16 protein-coding genes are annotated in these 16,457 nt (G+C 47.2%); 5 read left to right on the forward strand and 11 right to left on the reverse strand.

The features are described from left to right. Positions 1-111 precede the first annotated feature (111 nt). From I5M27_RS15000 to I5M27_RS15015, 4 genes are all read right to left on the reverse strand, one after another. Positions 112-654, reverse strand: coding sequence for an NADH-quinone oxidoreductase subunit C (locus I5M27_RS15000; protein WP_200507142.1), 543 nt, complete (start codon positions 652-654; stop codon positions 112-114). 12 nt (positions 655-666) lie between these two features. Further along, positions 667-1,383, reverse strand: coding sequence for a DUF6794 domain-containing protein (locus tag I5M27_RS15005; RefSeq protein WP_200507143.1), 717 nt, complete (start codon positions 1,381-1,383; stop codon positions 667-669). A gap of 31 nt (positions 1,384-1,414) precedes the next feature. Then, entirely contained in the window at positions 1,415-1,951 is a 537-nt protein-coding gene (locus I5M27_RS15010; protein ID WP_200507144.1) for an NADH-quinone oxidoreductase subunit B, read from the reverse strand. A 177-nt stretch (positions 1,952-2,128) separates the two neighbouring features. Beyond that, positions 2,129-2,605, reverse strand: a complete 477-nt coding sequence (locus I5M27_RS15015; protein WP_200507145.1) for an NADH-quinone oxidoreductase subunit A — start codon at positions 2,603-2,605, stop codon at positions 2,129-2,131. Between the two features lie 200 nt (positions 2,606-2,805). On the opposite strand from I5M27_RS15015, the gene I5M27_RS15020 reads away from it, so the two are divergent. The 5 genes from I5M27_RS15020 (at position 2,806) to I5M27_RS15040 (ending at position 7,940) form a co-directional block, all read left to right on the forward strand. Then, complete coding sequence (locus I5M27_RS15020; RefSeq protein ID WP_200507146.1) at positions 2,806-4,221, forward strand: thioredoxin-like domain-containing protein; 1,416 nt, start codon at positions 2,806-2,808, stop codon at positions 4,219-4,221. Between the two features lie 1,056 nt (positions 4,222-5,277). After that, positions 5,278-6,186: an L-serine ammonia-lyase, iron-sulfur-dependent, subunit alpha gene (gene sdaAA / locus I5M27_RS15025; protein ID WP_200507147.1), complete on the forward strand. Its 909-nt coding sequence runs from the start codon at positions 5,278-5,280 to the stop codon at positions 6,184-6,186. Between the two features lie 140 nt (positions 6,187-6,326). Next, a complete protein-coding gene (locus I5M27_RS15030) occupies positions 6,327-6,782 on the forward strand; it encodes a hypothetical protein (protein WP_200507148.1) in 456 nt (151 codons plus the stop codon). A gap of 534 nt (positions 6,783-7,316) precedes the next feature. After that, on the forward strand, positions 7,317-7,511 hold the full coding sequence (locus I5M27_RS15035; RefSeq protein WP_200507149.1) for a hypothetical protein: 195 nt from the start codon (positions 7,317-7,319) through the stop codon (positions 7,509-7,511). 234 nt (positions 7,512-7,745) lie between these two features. Next, positions 7,746-7,940, forward strand: a complete 195-nt coding sequence (locus tag I5M27_RS15040) for a hypothetical protein (RefSeq protein ID WP_200507150.1) — start codon at positions 7,746-7,748, stop codon at positions 7,938-7,940. Positions 7,941-7,997: 57 nt separating this feature from the next. On the opposite strand, the gene I5M27_RS15045 is transcribed toward I5M27_RS15040, so the two are convergent. From I5M27_RS15045 to I5M27_RS15075, 7 genes are all read right to left on the reverse strand, one after another. After that, a complete protein-coding gene (locus I5M27_RS15045) occupies positions 7,998-9,770 on the reverse strand; it encodes a DUF6044 family protein (RefSeq protein ID WP_200507151.1) in 1,773 nt (590 codons plus the stop codon). Further along, positions 9,763-11,136 (reverse strand): LutB/LldF family L-lactate oxidation iron-sulfur protein, encoded by a 1,374-nt coding sequence (locus I5M27_RS15050; protein ID WP_200507152.1) that lies wholly within the window; start codon positions 11,134-11,136, stop codon positions 9,763-9,765. The genes I5M27_RS15045 and I5M27_RS15050 overlap by 8 nt, the downstream gene beginning before the upstream one ends. 194 nt (positions 11,137-11,330) lie before the next feature. Then, positions 11,331-12,053, reverse strand: a complete 723-nt coding sequence (locus I5M27_RS15055) for a toxin-antitoxin system YwqK family antitoxin (RefSeq protein ID WP_200507153.1) — start codon at positions 12,051-12,053, stop codon at positions 11,331-11,333. 141 nt (positions 12,054-12,194) lie between these two features. Next, the gene (locus I5M27_RS15060) at positions 12,195-13,859 is read right to left on the reverse strand and encodes a M28 family peptidase (RefSeq protein WP_200507154.1); all 1,665 of its coding nucleotides are present in this window, start codon (positions 13,857-13,859) and stop codon (positions 12,195-12,197) included. Positions 13,860-13,970: 111 nt separating this feature from the next. Further along, positions 13,971-14,447, reverse strand: a complete 477-nt coding sequence (gene ispF / locus I5M27_RS15065) for a 2-C-methyl-D-erythritol 2,4-cyclodiphosphate synthase (protein WP_200507155.1) — start codon at positions 14,445-14,447, stop codon at positions 13,971-13,973. Between the two features lie 293 nt (positions 14,448-14,740). After that, complete coding sequence (locus I5M27_RS15070; RefSeq protein ID WP_200507156.1) at positions 14,741-15,127, reverse strand: hypothetical protein; 387 nt, start codon at positions 15,125-15,127, stop codon at positions 14,741-14,743. Between the two features lie 9 nt (positions 15,128-15,136). Then, the gene (locus I5M27_RS15075) at positions 15,137-16,423 is read right to left on the reverse strand and encodes a M16 family metallopeptidase (protein ID WP_200507157.1); all 1,287 of its coding nucleotides are present in this window, start codon (positions 16,421-16,423) and stop codon (positions 15,137-15,139) included. Positions 16,424-16,457 lie beyond the last annotated feature (34 nt).

Genomic DNA, 16,457 nt, shown 5'->3' on the forward strand with positions numbered 1-16,457 from the left:
ATTCAGCCCATGAAATTTATTTTTTAAAGGGAATTTAAGTTTATTTAGTTTTTGGACCGAAAAGTATAGCGATTTTAACCATTCAGCCATTTAACAATTAAACCATTTAAATCACCACCTTTCTCCTTTAAACCCATTATCCTCGTTATGCTTTTCGTAAGGCACTTTTATGTCGTGGTAATATTCGGGCCAGACGTAATCTTTGCGCAACGGGTGGCCTTGCCAGTTGGCGGCGCAAAGTATGCGGCGCATATCCGGGTGGCCGGAAAACTGAATGCCGATCAAATCGAAAATTTCGCGTTCGTGCCAGTCGGCGCTGCGCCAGATATGGCTTACGGTTGGGATTTCCGGAAGCGGTTCGTTTTCTGTATTTCGTGGTACCTGTACTTTCAGGCAGAAACTATGCTCAAACGGTATGGAATACAGGTTATAAACTACTTCCAGCGTGCCGGCTTCCGGACCATTATCAATTCCCGTCTGGCAGCTTAAAAAATCGAAATAAGTTTGTTCGTTGTCGTGCAGTTCGAGGCAAATTGCTGCAAGTTCTTCTTTCGGAATAAGCACATAAGGCATGAGTGGCTGCAGATTCTCGGCAAGAATTACTTCCGGGCCAAATTTAGCAACGAGCAGGTTTTTAATTTCTTCGAAGGTCAAAGCAGAAACAGTTTATTGGGCTTTTTTCCAGTTATGGAAGCTCAGGTCAAAATTCATGATGCTGCCGGTCTGCAGTTTTTCATGGCCGTAATACACTTCACTAAGCTGGCAGATATCGGTTAATTTAATATAAAGCTTGTAGGTTTTGCCGTACTGATCTTTCTTTAAAACTACCCCGCTTAACTTGCACGACGGGTTTTCCCAACCGCTCTCCGGTTTTTCGGCCGGCGGGCTAAGCAGGATCTCCGTTTTTCCATCCGCGGTGGCGGCAATAAAAAAAGACATTTCTACGGTATCGGCCAGTTGAATGCTGTTGAAATTACGGGCTACGCGTTTCTCGTTTTCGGAATAATCATGCTCCAGAAATTCCCAGTATTCGCGGTAAAACCGGAACTGGCCTTCCAGGTCTATTTCTTTGCGGTTCAGGTTGCGGTGAAAGCTGCGCAGCACAATAGCCGACATGTCGTCGGGGTGGTAAATGCCCTGGGCTTTGAAATAATCGGCGAGCGGGCTGCCGGTCCACAAGCGCCAGTGATTGCGCATATCCAGGCCGGCAAAAAAATGCTGTTCGGCTATGGCTTTGTCTTCGGATTTATATTTGAAAACCATTTGCCGGTCTTCCGGCCAGGTAAAACTTAAATGAAATATGGCTTCGTCTACGTTTTTGGGAATGTAATAACCACCAAATCCGGGCTCCTGCGCCTGCGCCAGAAACGGTAGTAAAAACACACAAAAAAGTAAAAGCCTTTGCATCTGTTTTCTATGCCTTCGGTTCGGCCATCAATTTCATTACGGCTTTGGGTTGCAGCACGCTTTCTTTCCGGATTAGTTCCTGCAATTTCAGAAATCCGCCGATGAGCGCTTCCGGCCGGGGCGGACAACCGGGCACGTACACATCTACCGGAATAATGCGGTCTACGCCTTTTACCACGTGGTAGCCTTGTTCCCAGTACGGACCGCCGCAATTCGAGCAGCTGCCCATGGAAATGACGTAGCGCGGTTCGGGCATTTGTTCGTAAAGCCTCCGGATTCTATCGGCCATTTTAAACGTAACCGTACCGGCCACGATCATCACGTCCGATTGCCTGGGTGATGCCCTGGGAATAATGCCGAAACGATCCAGATCGTAACCGGAACCGTAAGCGCCCATCATTTCTATGGCGCAGCAAGCCAGACCAAAACCCATCGGGAAAAGTGACGAAAGCCGCGCCCAATTGAGCAGGTCATCAAGTCTGGCAATGATCACGCCGCCGTCGCCGGTTTTATCTCTGGAAAGTTGTGCCTGCGGAATGTTCATGTTTGGTTTAAATTTCAACTACCCCCAACCCCTCCTTGAAAAGGAGGGGAGTTTTGGTTTAATGCTTTATTTTACTTTTTCTACCCAAAAGGATAGCGTTTTTTTGTAGCATTAGTAGCGTAGGGTTTAAACCCTACGCTACTTTTCTTCCAATTTTCCAATCTCCAAATTTTCAAATCAGGAATATTTCTTGTTCACCGCTGCATACATTTCGGCCGGGATTTTAGAGCGGCTTTGCGGAATTACGGGTTTGGGTTTGATCCAGTCCAGGTGGCCGTTTACCCACACGTAAGCCAGGCCTAAAAGTAAAATTCCGAGGAAAATACCCATTTCAATTAAGGAAAACCAACCCCAGGTTCCGTTGGTGGCGCGGATCAGCTCTTCCTGCCCGAAAACTACGGCCCAGGGAAAGAAGAAAACCAGTTCTACGTCGAAAATGATGAAGATCAGGGCAATTACGTAAAAGCGGGGGTTGAACGAAACCCAGGAACTTCCCATGGCCTCTTCGCCGCATTCGTAGCTGCTCAGTTTTTCGGGGTTAGGGTTGCTGGGGCGCAGCATTTTAGAAGCTCCTAACCCGATCAAAATAAAAACGGCGCCACCAATGAGAAAAAGCAGGATGGTGCCGAAATCGGAAAGGTAGGTTTCTTCCATTTTTATTCAGGTTGCTGATGCAAAGGTAATGATTCGGCGCGGAGTTTTGGGGCTGAAAAACATAGCGTTTTGGCGCAATTTTAAGCAGGCAGGCAACGGCCGCGAATTTGTTTACGTCCTGAATACAGAAAGAATTAATATCGTTTTCTGCTAATATTCCGTACTACCCTGAATCTTGAACGCTCACAACTTATTAAAATATGCAAACAGGCCGCGTAAACGCTCCCGAACTCCTTTCTAAATCTGGCTGGCTGAACGCTGATAAAGCATATTCCCTTAAAGACTTCAGAGGAAAATTTGTGCTGCTCGATTTCTGGACCTATGGCTGCATTAATTGCCAGCATATTCTGCCCGATCTGGAACGTCTGGAAGCAGAATTTCCGGAAAACCTGGTCGTGATCGGCGTGCATTCCGCCAAGTTCGATGCCGAAAAAAGCGACGAAGCCATCCGGAAAGCCATTCAGAAATTCGGCATAAAACACCCCGTTATTAACGATGCCGATTTTAGTTTGTGGCGCCAATATGCCATCAATGCCTGGCCCACCATCGTGCTCATCGATCCGGACGGAAAAGTGATTGGGCAGCGCGCTGGCGAAGGTGTTTACGAAGTGGTAAAACCGAACCTGGATACGCGATTGCCGGATTTTGCCGATCGTCTGAACCGCGAAGTAATTAAGTTCCGGCCGGAAGAAAAAGAAAGAAGCCTGTTGTATTTTCCATCGAAGATCCTGGCGCAAAACGATTTCGTTTTCCTGGCCGACAGCGGAAATAACCGCATCCTGAAGCTGGACCTGAGCGGTAAAATTTTGGAAAAAATTGGCAGCGGTAAAGCCGGTTTCACGAACGGCAGTTTTGCCGAGGCCTCGTTTTTTGAACCGCACGGCATGGCCCTTTCCGGGAATTTTTTATTTGTAGCCGATACCAAAAACAACGCCATCCGGAAAATAGATCTGGAAAATAAAACCGTAGAAACGGCCGCCGGAAACGGGGAGCTGGGGTATTATTTCGGGGCCGAAAAATGGGGCGTGCCGGTGCAGCCGAATTCACCCTGGGATCTGGTAATAAATAATGAAGTAATGTACATTGCCAATGCCGGTAACCACCAGTTGCTGCAAATGAATTTGAATACTAATATGGTTATGCGCTTTGCCGGTACCGGCTCCGAAGCCTTGGTAAACGGCAACTTACACGATGCGGCGTTTAATCAGCCCAGCGGCCTTGCGCTGCAAAACGAAAACCTCTACATAGCCGATGCCGAAGCCAGCGCCGTTCGTTGCCTGAATCTGCATAACGGCGAAGTAAGCACGCTTTTAGGAATAGGGCTTTTCGATTTCGGCGATATGGACGGCGAAGCGGATATTGCTTTGCTGCAGCACGCCGTGGGCCTAACGGTGCGCGAAAATTGCCTCTATATTGCCGATACGTATAACGGAAAGATCAAAGTTCTTAACCTGGATACGAAACGAATTAAAACGCTGGCCGAAGGTTTTGCGGAACCGAACGATGTGAAATTTGTAGGGGAGGCGCTTTGGGTAAGCAGCACGAACAGCCATGAACTTTATAAGGTGAATCCGGAAACGGGGGAGAAAAACCGGCTTGAAGTAAGGGAAGGTTAGTTTGCTTTAAGGAGTTTTTTAGGTTGAAAGCATAGCGTTTTTTTCTTGTCATCCCGACTCTTACTGTCATACCGACGATAGAAGGGATCTATTTAAGCTTAATGGTAAGTTGGCTCTTGGGTTTTTATGCCTAAAAAGATACCGTTTTTATAGTTTGCTACGGCTTTTAATTCATCACTTTAGTTTTTCAATGAAGCTTTCTCCCTCAAGCCGGGTGGCTTCGTTTCTGCGTTCGCGGCTGCAACCCTTCCTGCCCTTGCGGGCTGCCTCGTTCCTCGGCACCGGAAGTCTTGGAGGCCGCTCGCACAGAAACTGGTGTCAGATTCCCTTCGTAGCTCGCTTCTTTTTAGTCTACTTTCTTCAGATAGCGTGATTTTCATGTGACGCTGCGCTGGCGAAAGGCGGAAGATCAATTATGCGTAAAAGTTCACCTCCTTTTTAAGTCTCAGATCCCGGAGAATTTCGGGATAGGGGTTGGGGGCAATGCCGTCAACATAAGAGAATCCATAGAAAATTATTGGGTCATTCTGAGCCTGTCGAAGAAACTTACGCGGAATTACAAGGGAATTCGAGCGAAGCAATGAATTCCTTGCAGGTTCGGTACGCGTTAGTTCCCTCGGCTGCTACGCAGGGTCCTTTCGACTCTCGTCTCAGGAATGCTCGGGATGACCAAATAATTATTTAAGTTGACGATATTTGGGGTTGGGGTGGTTGTATTACATTCAGAAAATTCCGATTCAGAAAATTCCGATTCAGAAAAGAATCCTTAAATTCTTGAATCCTACAAATCCCAATTGGCTTCGCCGAACTACGTTTCAGACAAAAATCCTGTCCATACCATAAATCCTGAAAAACGTGTTCAGACTTTATTGTCGTCTGCTTTAGCTGACGAAGTTTTTCCACCCTTCCGGCAAAAGTGAATTTGTGAATCCGGAAAAACGTTCTGACCTTGTAGTATGGAATGAGAGATACCGGAGTAGGGAATCAAACCGATTTTAGCTTGGAACTGCCGCAAATTCTTTCATTCAGTCATTCACGCATTCAGCCATTAGAAATATGTCTTTATTATTTAACGATTTTGCCAGCTGGCAGAAACATTGCGAAGAAACGAACCAACCGCTTTATCAGCCGGTTTTAGAATACGAAATTGAACAGAAAGGCCGTACCGAAGAACTGATCTGGGAAACCATGGCGCATGCTTATGCGGTAATGCAGGATGCCGTGAAAACCGGACTTTCCGAAGACATGCGTTCGCGTTCGGGCATGGTGAATAATGGCGCTAAAAAAGTGGCTGCTTCGCCGGTTACTACGCTTTCGCCGGAATTTAAAATGCTGATCACGCGGGCACTGGGGGCCAAGGAAGTGAATTCGTGCATGGGTCGCGTGGTAGCCGCGCCTACGGCCGGGGCTTCGGGCATTTTGCCGGGCATTTTAACCACATTGCAGGATCTGCATAAACTCGACGACCGGAAAATTCACGAAGGCTTGCTTATTGCGGCGGGAATTGCCCTGATCATCGAAACTAATGCTTCGTTGGCGGGTGCGGTAGGCGGTTGTCAGGCCGAAACGGGAAGTGCGGCGGCTATGGGTGCGGGCGCTATTGTGTATTGCTTAGGCGGCAGCATCGACCAGGTTTTTGCGGCCGTCGCCATTACCATTCAGTGTATGCTGGGTTTGGTTTGCGATCCGGTGGCGGGTCTGGTAGAAGTGCCCTGCATTGTGCGCAACGCCAGTGCGGCGGCTATTGCTTATTCTTCGGCCCAGATCGCCATTGCGGGCGTAAACCCCGTTATTCCGGTAGACCAGTGCGTGGCTGCCTTAGGCGAAGTGGGGCAGAGCATGGAAACCAAATACAAGGAAACGGCTTTGGGTGGCTTGGCTAATACCGCGAAAGCCCGCGAAATTGAAAAGCTGGTGCTGGTGCAGGATGTGGAAATTCTGCCCGACGAAGATAATGCCGACTAAATTGTTAAATGGTTGAATTGCTAAGTTGTTGATTGATTTAAAGTTTATTGTTGATTGACTTTTTTTACTCATGCAGATACCGTTTTACGTAAGCGAAAGCCCGGGCGAAATTGTCCGGGCTTTTTTGTTAGATTAGGCTCATGAAAGGCGAAAATTACCCCATGAAAGGCGAGAATTACGATGCGGTGGCGTACGGATTAAAAGTGTGGTTTACTACGCTTGTGCTGGCTACGTTCAATTATTTCGGAATCATTATTTATTTGCTGCCGGAGGCGCGCGTCTTGTCGTTTCAGGAAGCTGTGGTGCAGAGTTTCTGGGTGTGGGTGGCCGGTTTCTGGGGCTTTTTTCCTACGCTTTTATTTTTCCTGATAATGCAGAACCTGCTGCGGAATAAGTTGCGGAAAAGCGCAGCAGCCCGCAATTGGCTGGTTTTCAGCGGAACGGTTTTTACGGGCCTCAACGTGCTTATTGCCGGTTTGTATGCCGGCTTTCCGGCTTTGATCTGGTGCGATGTCTGGAGTTGCGTATTTGCGTTTACGGCCACGTTCTGCGCTATTTTTATGCTGGCCGCCGTTTACTTCATGCCCTGGGATTAGCTTCCAATCTCGTCAATTCAAGGAATTGTTAGGTCATTCTGAGCTTGCCGAAGAACCTAACGGGTACTGCTATGGAATTTGAGCGAAGTAAGGAATTCCTGGCGTTCAAGGGCTGAGGTTCGTTTTGTAGGGTTCGGTACGCCTTCGTTCTCTCAAGAGCTTCACTTGCAAGTTTCGCGCTACCTCGCGCTCGGGATGACCAAAATTAACCTGATAACCTTAGGATTAATAACCAGGTTATTATAACCTTAATAGCAGTTTTGGAAAGAAAAAGCATACCGTTTTTAAGGTATTGAAGCGTTCCGGTTAACAAGCCGAAATAGAAACTGCTTCAGGATCAGGGCGTTTAAAGCTGCACGGTAAACTTGAGGATTGGGTGAACAGAAGTGAATAGCTGGTAAACAGACTGTTTTATCTATGAATATTACAACTGCTGCCTGTAATAATCCGTAAATGTGGGTCTGTCGGCAAGCGAAGTTGAATCTAATTCTTGAATACCGGAAACTAAACAAAGACTAACTTCGCTTCTGCTCCATGAAAAAACTACCGGCCTATCTTTTGGTGTTTTGCCTTACGTTGCCTATTCATGCACGCCTGGCAAAAGCTCCTTCCGCAGAGAATTTGAATGCTGCTATTGCGCTCAACCATAAAAAGAAAAGCAAGTTCCTGGAAAAAGAAAAAAAGCCCCAGCCATATCCGGAACAAAATTATGGTCTCTATACCTTTTAGCGTATAAAACATTATGGTTGGTAGAATTATAACCTTTTTTACGCGGTTGTCTTCAGCTGAAAACGGATATTTTAAGCAGGCATTTGGTCTGATAAGGGGTGAATTTCGGGGAATTTGAGGCTGCTTTTGGATTTCGGCAAGAAAAGGCTTTTGCTTTATTTGTATTGCTTGTTTCAGCCGGATTGTTTCTGCGCTGGTTCCGTAATAGAATGAAACAAACCAACGCCATGAACTATGAAAACGCAATTTGTCTGTTACACGTTGGCTGCGCTACTGGCTTTGCCGGCGCTGCCTTCCGAAGCTACCCCGGTTCCTGAAAATACTAAAACCGAACTGAAGGCCACCACTTTTATCGGGAAGAAAAAACCGAAAAAAGTGAAAAAGCAAAAAAGAAAACATATGTACCGTCCGGGTGCCCGGCAAAACTAGTTTTTAACCCCAAAACCCTACCGTTTTCTAGCGGCAGGGTTTTTTTATGGGGAAATTTTATAAAACAGCGTAAAGATAAAGTGCCCGTAGCGCCGCAGGGTGCTCAAATTTCCGGATCAGCTTCAGGTTGCTGGCCGGCGCATTTTGCAGCAGGTAAGCCGAGATCAGATACTGGCCGTTCATGTTTTTCAGGGCCGCGTTATTCAGGGCAAAGTTTTGCAGCGCCGTTATTTTTTTATTATCGGGGAAGGTTTTTTCGGTTTCGGCGGCAAACAGGTAGCAGCGGGAGCCCCAGCCGTCGTAATAGTCCTGCCATTTCGGGTTTTTGGCTAATTCCGGGGCAATTATTTCGCGGAACGCTTTTTTATAGCGCAGGGGGTAATTGTTCTGATAGCTGTCTAAGGTATAAAAACCGTTCAGCTGCGCCATAGCCGGGTAAATTCCCAAACAAACCACCCGGTAACTGGCCTTGGGCCGGGCAATAACGCTATCGATCTGGTGAAACAAACCGGCTGAAACGTATTGTCTGTAGGTTATTACGTTGGGTTGTTTTTTAGTGAAGTTTCCGGCGAGCAAACGCAGGTTGGTGCGTAGTTCATTTTCGGCCTGCAGGTTGCTGCCCACGGTAAAACTGAGTTGCAGGGCCAGCAAAGCCAACACCATTTTCCGGCTGCGGAATTGCAGGTAAAGCGCGCCCAGGGCAAAGGTTAAAACCAGGTGCCAGAGCAGCGGCTGCAGAAAATAGAAACGGCTTACGTTAAAAGTTTTCAGCAGCGTAACTTTTTCTTTCAGCGGAATAAGGCTGTTCCAGGTAAAGAAACCGAAGATCAGAGCAATAATGCCCAGCAGCACCAATAGGCCGAATAAGGGTTTGGTGAAACTATGTAAGCGCTTATACCAGGCCAGCAGAAAGGCCGTAATGCCCATGACCAAAATAAAAACATGCTGGCTGGCCACGTGGTATTGCCCGATCAGAAAATCGATGAGGGAGGCAAAAAGTGATTTGCCAAAGGGCTTGCTCAGCTGTACCAGATCCCAGCTTTCGCGGTGCGAAGGTTCTTTTTTCAGCAGCATGAGTTCCAGCAGGCGGTATTCCGAAAGGCAGTAGCAAACCGCCAGTAATACCAGGCCGGCCAGGAAATAAACGTTTAGCTGCCGGTCCCGGAAGGTATTCCATAAAAGCCAGATCCCGGCCGAAGCAATGATAAAAACCCCGGCTAGTGCAAACACCGAAGCAAACGCAAAAAAGACGATGTAAAGCAGGGAAAACAGCACCCGCCGCCGATTCTGCAAATTGAAGAAACAAGCCAGTAAGAGCGGCTGACCTGCGACCGAAAGCCCGTAAATGCTGTAAAAAGGCAGTAAACTAAAGCACAGGGCAATGCCGAAAATAAGCAGTTTGCTGTGCTGTAAATATTGCCGGAAGTACCAATGCAGGAGCAGAAACATGCCCAGGAAAGCTACTGCATGCACCAGCGCTTCGGTTAAAATATAGGCTTTAAAAGGACTGAAAATGGTGAATAAAGCATAAACCAAATGCAGCTGGGTTGTCATGAAGCTAAGCGGCAGGCCGTTCATGATCTGCGGAACCACATCCGGGTTTTGATTATGCGCCAGCGCGAATCGCCACGGAATTTCCGAATCGAGGTTATCGTGGATGGTTACAAAGGAATCTTCGCCCAGAATAAGCCTGATGCTCAGGAAAAAAAACGCAATGCAAAGGGCGCCTAAAACGCCGGCATAAGCAAAATTGCGCGGCTGAAAAAATGCTTTGGAATTGCGGGAAGCTTCAGCGTGAACCTGCGGTGTTGGCGGCAAACGATTATCCATTTTGTTCTTTCCACAGCTGGCGGAACGACTTTGGGGCAACCTGCAGCGGTTCGCGGCGCTTGCTCCAGGTGTCTTTCTGAATTTTCCGCAGTACGAAGTTCTTTAATCCGGCCGGTACCATGTCCAGCATTTTAGGATGTTTCATGCCGTATTCCCAAAACCGGATCACGTAGCGTTCCTGCTTTTCTACCAGCCCTTCGTCTACGCTTTGCTTGCGGTTTAGCAGGAGCAAATTATGCAGGTTTATTTTTACCGGACAAACCGAAGTACAGGCACCGCAAAGCGAACTGGCAAAGCTTAAATGCTTGTTTTCGGCCATGCCGCTCATGTGCGGTTCTATTACCGAACCGATGGGACCGGAATAGGTGGTTTCGTAGGTGTGGCCGCCGATGTTTTTGTAAACCGGGCACACGTTTAAACAAGCGCCGCAACGGATGCAGTTCAGCGCTTCGCGTTTTTCGGGCTGGGCCAAAAGGTTGGTACGGCCGTTGTCGAGCAGGATCACGTACATTTCTTCCGGACCGTCTTTTTCGTGGGGCTGGCGCGGGCCGGTAATTACAGTGTTGTAAACGGTAACCTGCTGGCCGGTGCCGCTGGTGCTCAGCAATGGCCAGAAAAGATCCAGATCCATGATAGAAGGCAGCATTTTTTCGATGCCCACCACTACAATGTGCGTTTTCGGAAAGGTGGTGCTCAGGCGCGCATTGCCTTCGTTTTCGGTAAGGGCAATGCCGCCCACGTCGGCGAGGAGAAAGTTGGCGCCGGTAATGCCTACTTCGGCCTGGGTGTATTTTTCGCGCAGCAAACGGCGGGCGGTTAAAACCAGCTGCTGGGCATCTTCGGTGGGCTGAATGCGGAGTTTTTTTACGAACAGGTCGGCGATGTCTTTTTTAGACATGTGCATAGCCGGCGTAACGATGTGGTAGGGGCGCTGATCGGCTAACTGCACAATGTATTCGCCGAGATCGGTTTCTACTACGTCGATGCCGTTTTTCTCGAGGAAGTCGTTCAGGTGAATTTCCTCGGTGATCATGGATTTGGATTTTACCACCGTGCGGGCTTTTTTCCGTTTCATGATTTGGCCGATCTCTTTTAAAGCTTCTTCGGCGTTTTGGGCCCAGATCACTTTGCCGCCGCGTTGGGTAAAGTTATTTTCGAACTCGATGAGGTATTTATCGAGGTTGTTGATGGCGGTGGTTTTGATGAAAGAAGCGCGTTGCCGGGCCAGTTCGTGGTTATCGTACTGGTGCATGCCTTTCTCTACGGCCGCGTTGTATTTGCCGATGTTGAACCGGATCTTTTTACGGTGTTCCAGATCAAACGCCTTCGCTTCGGATTCTACTAAAAATTGTTTTAACCTGCTCACCTGTTGTTCAATTTGAAAATTTGGAGATTTGAAAATTTGGAAATGATTCTCAAATCAGAATTTGTACAAAGTTCGGAGTTTTTATGCCGAAAGCAATACCGTTTTTCTTTACAGTTTTTAGGGCTGAAAGGATAGCGTTTTGTGATGGTTTACGCCAATCTGGAGATTGGCTTTCCGCATAACGGAGTTCTTAACTATAGCCAAGAAGTTTTGAAATCGCGATCAGTTTTTAAGCTGAATGTGTCAGTGTCTAAAATATTGCCATTCACACTATCAAAATAAAACCATACTCCACTTTTATTTCCTTTCTTATACTGGCCTTGAAACTTAACCACTCCATTGGGATAATAATAAATTCCTTTACCTTCAAAAGTTTTGTTGTCAATAATTGATTCAAATTCCTTTTTACCATTTGGATAATAAGTGATGTTGTGATTTGGCTGTAAACTACTAATTGGATTATGTCTTTCAGATTTCTTTATTCCGGTTGGGGAATAATTGATTTCACATATTGATTTATTGTCTTTAAAAACTTCAAAGCTTGAAATCTCTCCTGTTTCATAAAATGCAAATGAAGTGTCAATTTCCACGCCATTTTTATATTTTGATAAAAGCCACAATTGTCCATTCGGATAATAATTTTTGTAAAAACCTTCAATTTTTCCATCAGAAGCGAAAAATTCTGTTAATAGTTTACCATCCTCATAGTAGGTTCGATTCCAGCCATCTTTTGGGGGTGTTCCGAAAAAATTTCTGGTAAATGAAAAAAAGAAGTAAGCAGTTAATCCAATAAACGATAAAAGAAAGGTTGACCAGAAAAATCTATTTTTAAAAGGATCGGATTGCTTCTTAGAGATTTTAAACAATAACCAAATAATTGCAAATAGCCCAAAATAGATTAATATTAATTTGGTCATTTTGAATTAATTATAAATGCAAGTGAATATGGGATATACTTTTTAGGCCAAAATCCCTGTCGTTTTTATTAAAAACAATTCAACAATTCAACAATTCAACAATTCAACAATTCAACCATTCAGCCATTCAACAATTAAACTTTACTTCTTATTACTATCCACTTTAATCCGTTCGTCACGATTAGCGATTTCCCAGGCGGTGTGGAAAACGAGGCGCGTGATGGTTTCCATTTTATCGAAGAGAATTTTTTCTACTTCGTCGCCGGGCTGGTGGTAATCTTCGTGCACGCCGTTGAAATAGAAAATTACCGGAATGTTGTTTTTGGCGAAATTGTAATGATCAGAACGGTAATAGAACTGGTTCGGGTCTTTTTCGTCGTTGTAAGTATAGTCGAGCTTCAGGTTGGTGTGTTTGGCGTTGGCCTCTTCGTTGATGGCGTGCAGTTCGGAAGAAAGTTTGTCGGAACCTATCACGTAAATGTAGTTTTTATTGTCGGCGTATTTCTTGTCGAGTCTCCCGATCATGTCGATGTTGAGGTTGGCGACCGTGTTTGGCAGCGGGAAAACCGGGTTGTTGACGTAGTATTCCGAGCCCAGCAAACCTTTTTCTTCGGCAGTAACGGTCATAAACAAAATGCTGCGCCGCGGGCCGGCACCCGCTTTTTTTGCTTCCTGAAACGCCTGCGCCAGTTCTAAGATCGCCGAAGTGCCGGAACCATCGTCGTCAGCCCCATTGAAGATCTGGTCGCCTTTCAGGCTTGGGTCCATGCCTACGTGATCGTAATGCGCGGTAATTACCAATATCTCGTCTTTTTTATCGGTGCCTTCCACAAAGCCCAGCACGTTTTCGGTTGGTACCGGCGTGCGGGTTTTTTCGGCGGAAAGCATAGCGTTTTTAACCGGTTTAAATTTGGAAATTACCGGTTTGCCGGCTTTGCTCACCTGGTTTTTATAAGCCTGTAGCTTTTTATCGTTTGTTTGCAGCAACGCAAGGCCCACCGGTTGCGAAACGATGACTACCGGCGTTTGACTTCCCGGGTGTTTTTCGGCGGGAAAATCCAGACGCGGTTTTTCTAAACGGTGGCTTAAATAAGCAAGCTGTTTCTGAAATTGGGTCGCAGACTGGTCGGAAATGATGATGAGGTTTTTGACGCCTTTTTCGCGGGCCAGCCGCAGTTTGCTGCGGTAATCGGCGTTCCAGGCGGAAGGTTTTTTGCTGCCCGAAACCAGGAAATTGCCCTGCGCATCTTTGGGTTCGCCGTTGAGTACCAGCACGGTTTTGCCTTTCACGTCCAGGTTCTGGTAATCGGAATGTTTATCGGTTTCGATGCCGTAACCGGCAAAAACGAGGTCGAGCTGCTGGTTTTGTTCGGCTGGTTCGTCGCCGGGCAGATAAAAGTCTTTCAGGAATCCTAAATCGGTTTTGTCTACCCGTAAAGCGGCTTTTTCCCAGCGACTTTCTTCCAGCTCAAATGGCTGGTAATAGGGTTGAGGCAATGCAGCCGGGCTGGAAACGCCAATTTCGCGGAAGTGGCCGGCAATGTATTCGGCCGCCATTTTCTGTCCTTTTTTACCGGTTTCCCGGCCCTCCATTTCGTCGGAAGCCAGAATATGCAGGTGAACCGAAAGATCGGCGGCTGTAATGGATTGGGCAAACATTTCAGCGGTAAGCTTGGGCGCAACCAAAGGTTCGGGGGCCGGAACAGCCACGGTTTTGGTTTTTACTTTGCTTTTGGTTTTCTGAGCTTCGGCCGGAGACAAGGCAACGCCAGTGGCCAGCAAAAGTGCCAATATATTCTTTTTCATATAGTCGAAATTACCCGCTTTCCCGGAAATGAATTCGTTGATCTTTAAAAGGTAAAACCTTAACGCCCGAATCGGTTTTTTAGCCTGAAACCCTGGCGTTTTTATAAAAGCTTATTTGTAAATGAGCACAGAAGCATACGCGGCCACGCCTTCTTTTTTGCCCACAAAACCAAGCTTTTCGGTAGTGGTGGCTTTAATGGAAATATCTTCTTCGGGAATGCCCATTACTTCGGCAATGCAGGTTTTCATGGCCGGGATATGCGGGTTGATCTTGGGTTCCTGCAAACAAATGGTAGAATCGATGTTGCTGATCTGGTAGCCTTTTTCCGTTAATAACCGCATCACTTCTTTCAGCAGAATTTTAGAATCTACGCCTTTGTATTTCGGGTCGGTGTCGGGGAAGTGAAAGCCGATATCTCTTAAATTGGCCGCGCCTAAAAGCGCATCGCAGATCACGTGTAGGAGCACGTCGGCATCGGAGTGACCCAAGGCGCCGTGGGTGTGGGGCACTTTTATGCCGCCGAGCCAGAAATCTAATCCTTCTACTAATTGGTGTACATCGTAGCCGAAGCCGGTTCTTATTTTCATAGTGTTGGCCCCACCCCGGCCCGGCCCTGATTCAGGGGAGGGGGTTTTTGGGTAGGTATTTTTTATGGTTATTTGATTCTTTTTGTTTCAGTAGTTTTTCTGGCTTAAAGCATAGCGTTCTTTAACCACCCCCGGCCCTCCCTGGAAAGGAGGGGAGCTGCTTTTCTGCGCATTTTTAATTTCAGTGCGTTGCAGCAAATACAAAAACGGTAGGGTTTAAGCGCTAAAAAGTCAAAGCAAGGTAGACTGCCAAGCCCCTCCATACCAAGGAGGGGTTGGGGTGGTTTTACACGTCAAGCTTTCACTGCTTTCGGATGGGTGAAAACCACGAAGCCGAAGGCCAGCGCAAAGCCAGCGTAAATCACGGCTAAACCCCAGAGCTGCGGAACTGCTAAGCCTGGTGTACTTTTCAGCAAGGCCAAACCCGCTACCAGGAAGTGCATGAAATTACCAATGGCAATGGGCCGGTTGTAAATGCCGCCCATTATGCTGCCTTTGGCCATATAGTTCAGCATTGCAAAACCCAGGTATAACGCTCCGAGAAGTTGCAAAATAAGCATCATGATCGGGCTGGCCGGTTCGTTGAACGTGGTCAGGAATTCCTGCGGGAAAAAGGAAAACGCCAGACCGGTGGCTGCCATGAAAACGCTGCTCAGGGTCATCAGAAGTTTTGTATTCATTCTTTTCGATTATGCTTCTTTAATTTTCTCTACTGCGTCTTCCACTTTTTCGGCGGCTTTGGGCTGCGCGTGGTAGTAAAGCGTGGAGCAGTTATTCGGATCTAAAACAGTGCGGGCTTGCTCTAAAAGGCTTTCGCGGGTTACGGCTTGTACTTTGGCGCTTTCCTGGTTTATATCATTGGCGTCGCCGAGCAGTTTGCAGAAAGCCAGCATCATGGCGCGGTTCAGCAATTCAATTTCGGAGAAAACGAGGCTGGTTTCGGCCTGGTTTTTTACTTTAGTCAGTTCTTCTTCCGAAATGCCGGTGGCCATGAATTCGGCGTTTATTTCCTCGATGGCGCGGTTGGCAGTTTCCAGGTCTACGCCGACGTTCAGTTTGCCCTGAATTACGAGCAAACCCGGTTCCATGGAGCCCATTACCGAAGCTGAGATCGAGTTGAACAGCTTCTGCTCTTTTACCAGTTTGTCGTAAAGGCGCGAAGATTTTCCGCGGCCCAGAATATCACTTACCAGGTCGGCGGAGTGGTAATTCTTGTCGTTCCGGGCCGGCATGTGATACACTTTGTAAAGCGCGTTCAGCGGCACATCGGCGTACACGTCTAATCTGCGGGCGTCAGTTTGCTTGGGTTCCTGCGGAATGTTGCGTTCGTAAAGCGTGCCGCTTGGAATCGGCCCGAACCATTTCTCCGAAAGTTCTTTCGCTTTGGCTACCGTTACGTTTCCGGCTACGACTAAAATGGCGTTTACGGGCGAATAATGCTTGTTGAAAAAAGCCCGCACGTCGTCCATTACGGCGTTTTCGATGTGCGAAATCTCTTTCCCAATCGTGGCCCATTTATACGGATGCACCTGGTAGGCCAACGGTCGCAATTTCAGCCACACGTCGCCGTAGGGCTGGTTCAGGTAGTTCTGTTTGAATTCCTCGATCACCACTTTGCGCTGCACTTCTAAACCGTTTTCTGAAAAAGCTAAGCCCAGCATGCGATCCGATTCGAGCCAGAAACCGGTTTCGATGTTCTGCGCCGGCACGGTGAGGTAATAATTGGTAATATCGGGACTGGTGAAGGCGTTATTTTCGCCGCCTACTTTCTGCAAAGGCTCATCGTAGCTTGGTATGTTTACCGAACCGCTGAACATTAAATGCTCAAATAAATGCGCAAAGCCGGTGTGCGTTTCGGCCTCGTCGCGGGAACCTACGTTGTAAAGCACGTTCAAAACCGCCATGGGCGAGGTTAAGTCTTCGTGCACAATTACGCGCAGGCCGTTATCTAAAGTAAATTCTTCGAAATGGATCATAGTTGGTATCTGGTAGCAGGTATTGGGTATCGGG

The organism is Adhaeribacter terrigena (genome assembly GCF_016623615.1).
GTDB lineage: Bacteria > Bacteroidota > Bacteroidia > Cytophagales > Hymenobacteraceae > Adhaeribacter_A > Adhaeribacter_A terrigena.

Bases quoted from the DNA above. Each gene is read 5' to 3' on its own strand.
- I5M27_RS15010 (WP_200507144.1), bottom strand. From the start codon at position 1,951: ATGAACATTCCGCAGGCACAACTTTCCAGAGATAAAACCGGCGACGGC.
- I5M27_RS15015 (WP_200507145.1), bottom strand. From the start codon at position 2,605: ATGGAAGAAACCTACCTTTCCGATTTCGGCACCATCCTGCTTTTTCTC.
- I5M27_RS15020 (WP_200507146.1), top strand. From the start codon at position 2,806: ATGCAAACAGGCCGCGTAAACGCTCCCGAACTCCTTTCTAAATCTGGC.
- sdaAA (WP_200507147.1), top strand. From the start codon at position 5,278: ATGTCTTTATTATTTAACGATTTTGCCAGCTGGCAGAAACATTGCGAA.
- I5M27_RS15030 (WP_200507148.1), top strand. From the start codon at position 6,327: ATGAAAGGCGAAAATTACCCCATGAAAGGCGAGAATTACGATGCGGTG.
- I5M27_RS15035 (WP_200507149.1), top strand. From the start codon at position 7,317: ATGAAAAAACTACCGGCCTATCTTTTGGTGTTTTGCCTTACGTTGCCT.
- I5M27_RS15040 (WP_200507150.1), top strand. From the start codon at position 7,746: ATGAAAACGCAATTTGTCTGTTACACGTTGGCTGCGCTACTGGCTTTG.
- I5M27_RS15045 (WP_200507151.1), bottom strand. From the start codon at position 9,770: ATGGATAATCGTTTGCCGCCAACACCGCAGGTTCACGCTGAAGCTTCC.
- I5M27_RS15055 (WP_200507153.1), bottom strand. From the start codon at position 12,053: ATGACCAAATTAATATTAATCTATTTTGGGCTATTTGCAATTATTTGG.
- I5M27_RS15060 (WP_200507154.1), bottom strand. From the start codon at position 13,859: ATGAAAAAGAATATATTGGCACTTTTGCTGGCCACTGGCGTTGCCTTG.
- ispF (WP_200507155.1), bottom strand. From the start codon at position 14,447: ATGAAAATAAGAACCGGCTTCGGCTACGATGTACACCAATTAGTAGAA.
- I5M27_RS15070 (WP_200507156.1), bottom strand. From the start codon at position 15,127: ATGAATACAAAACTTCTGATGACCCTGAGCAGCGTTTTCATGGCAGCC.
- I5M27_RS15075 (WP_200507157.1), bottom strand. From the start codon at position 16,423: ATGATCCATTTCGAAGAATTTACTTTAGATAACGGCCTGCGCGTAATT.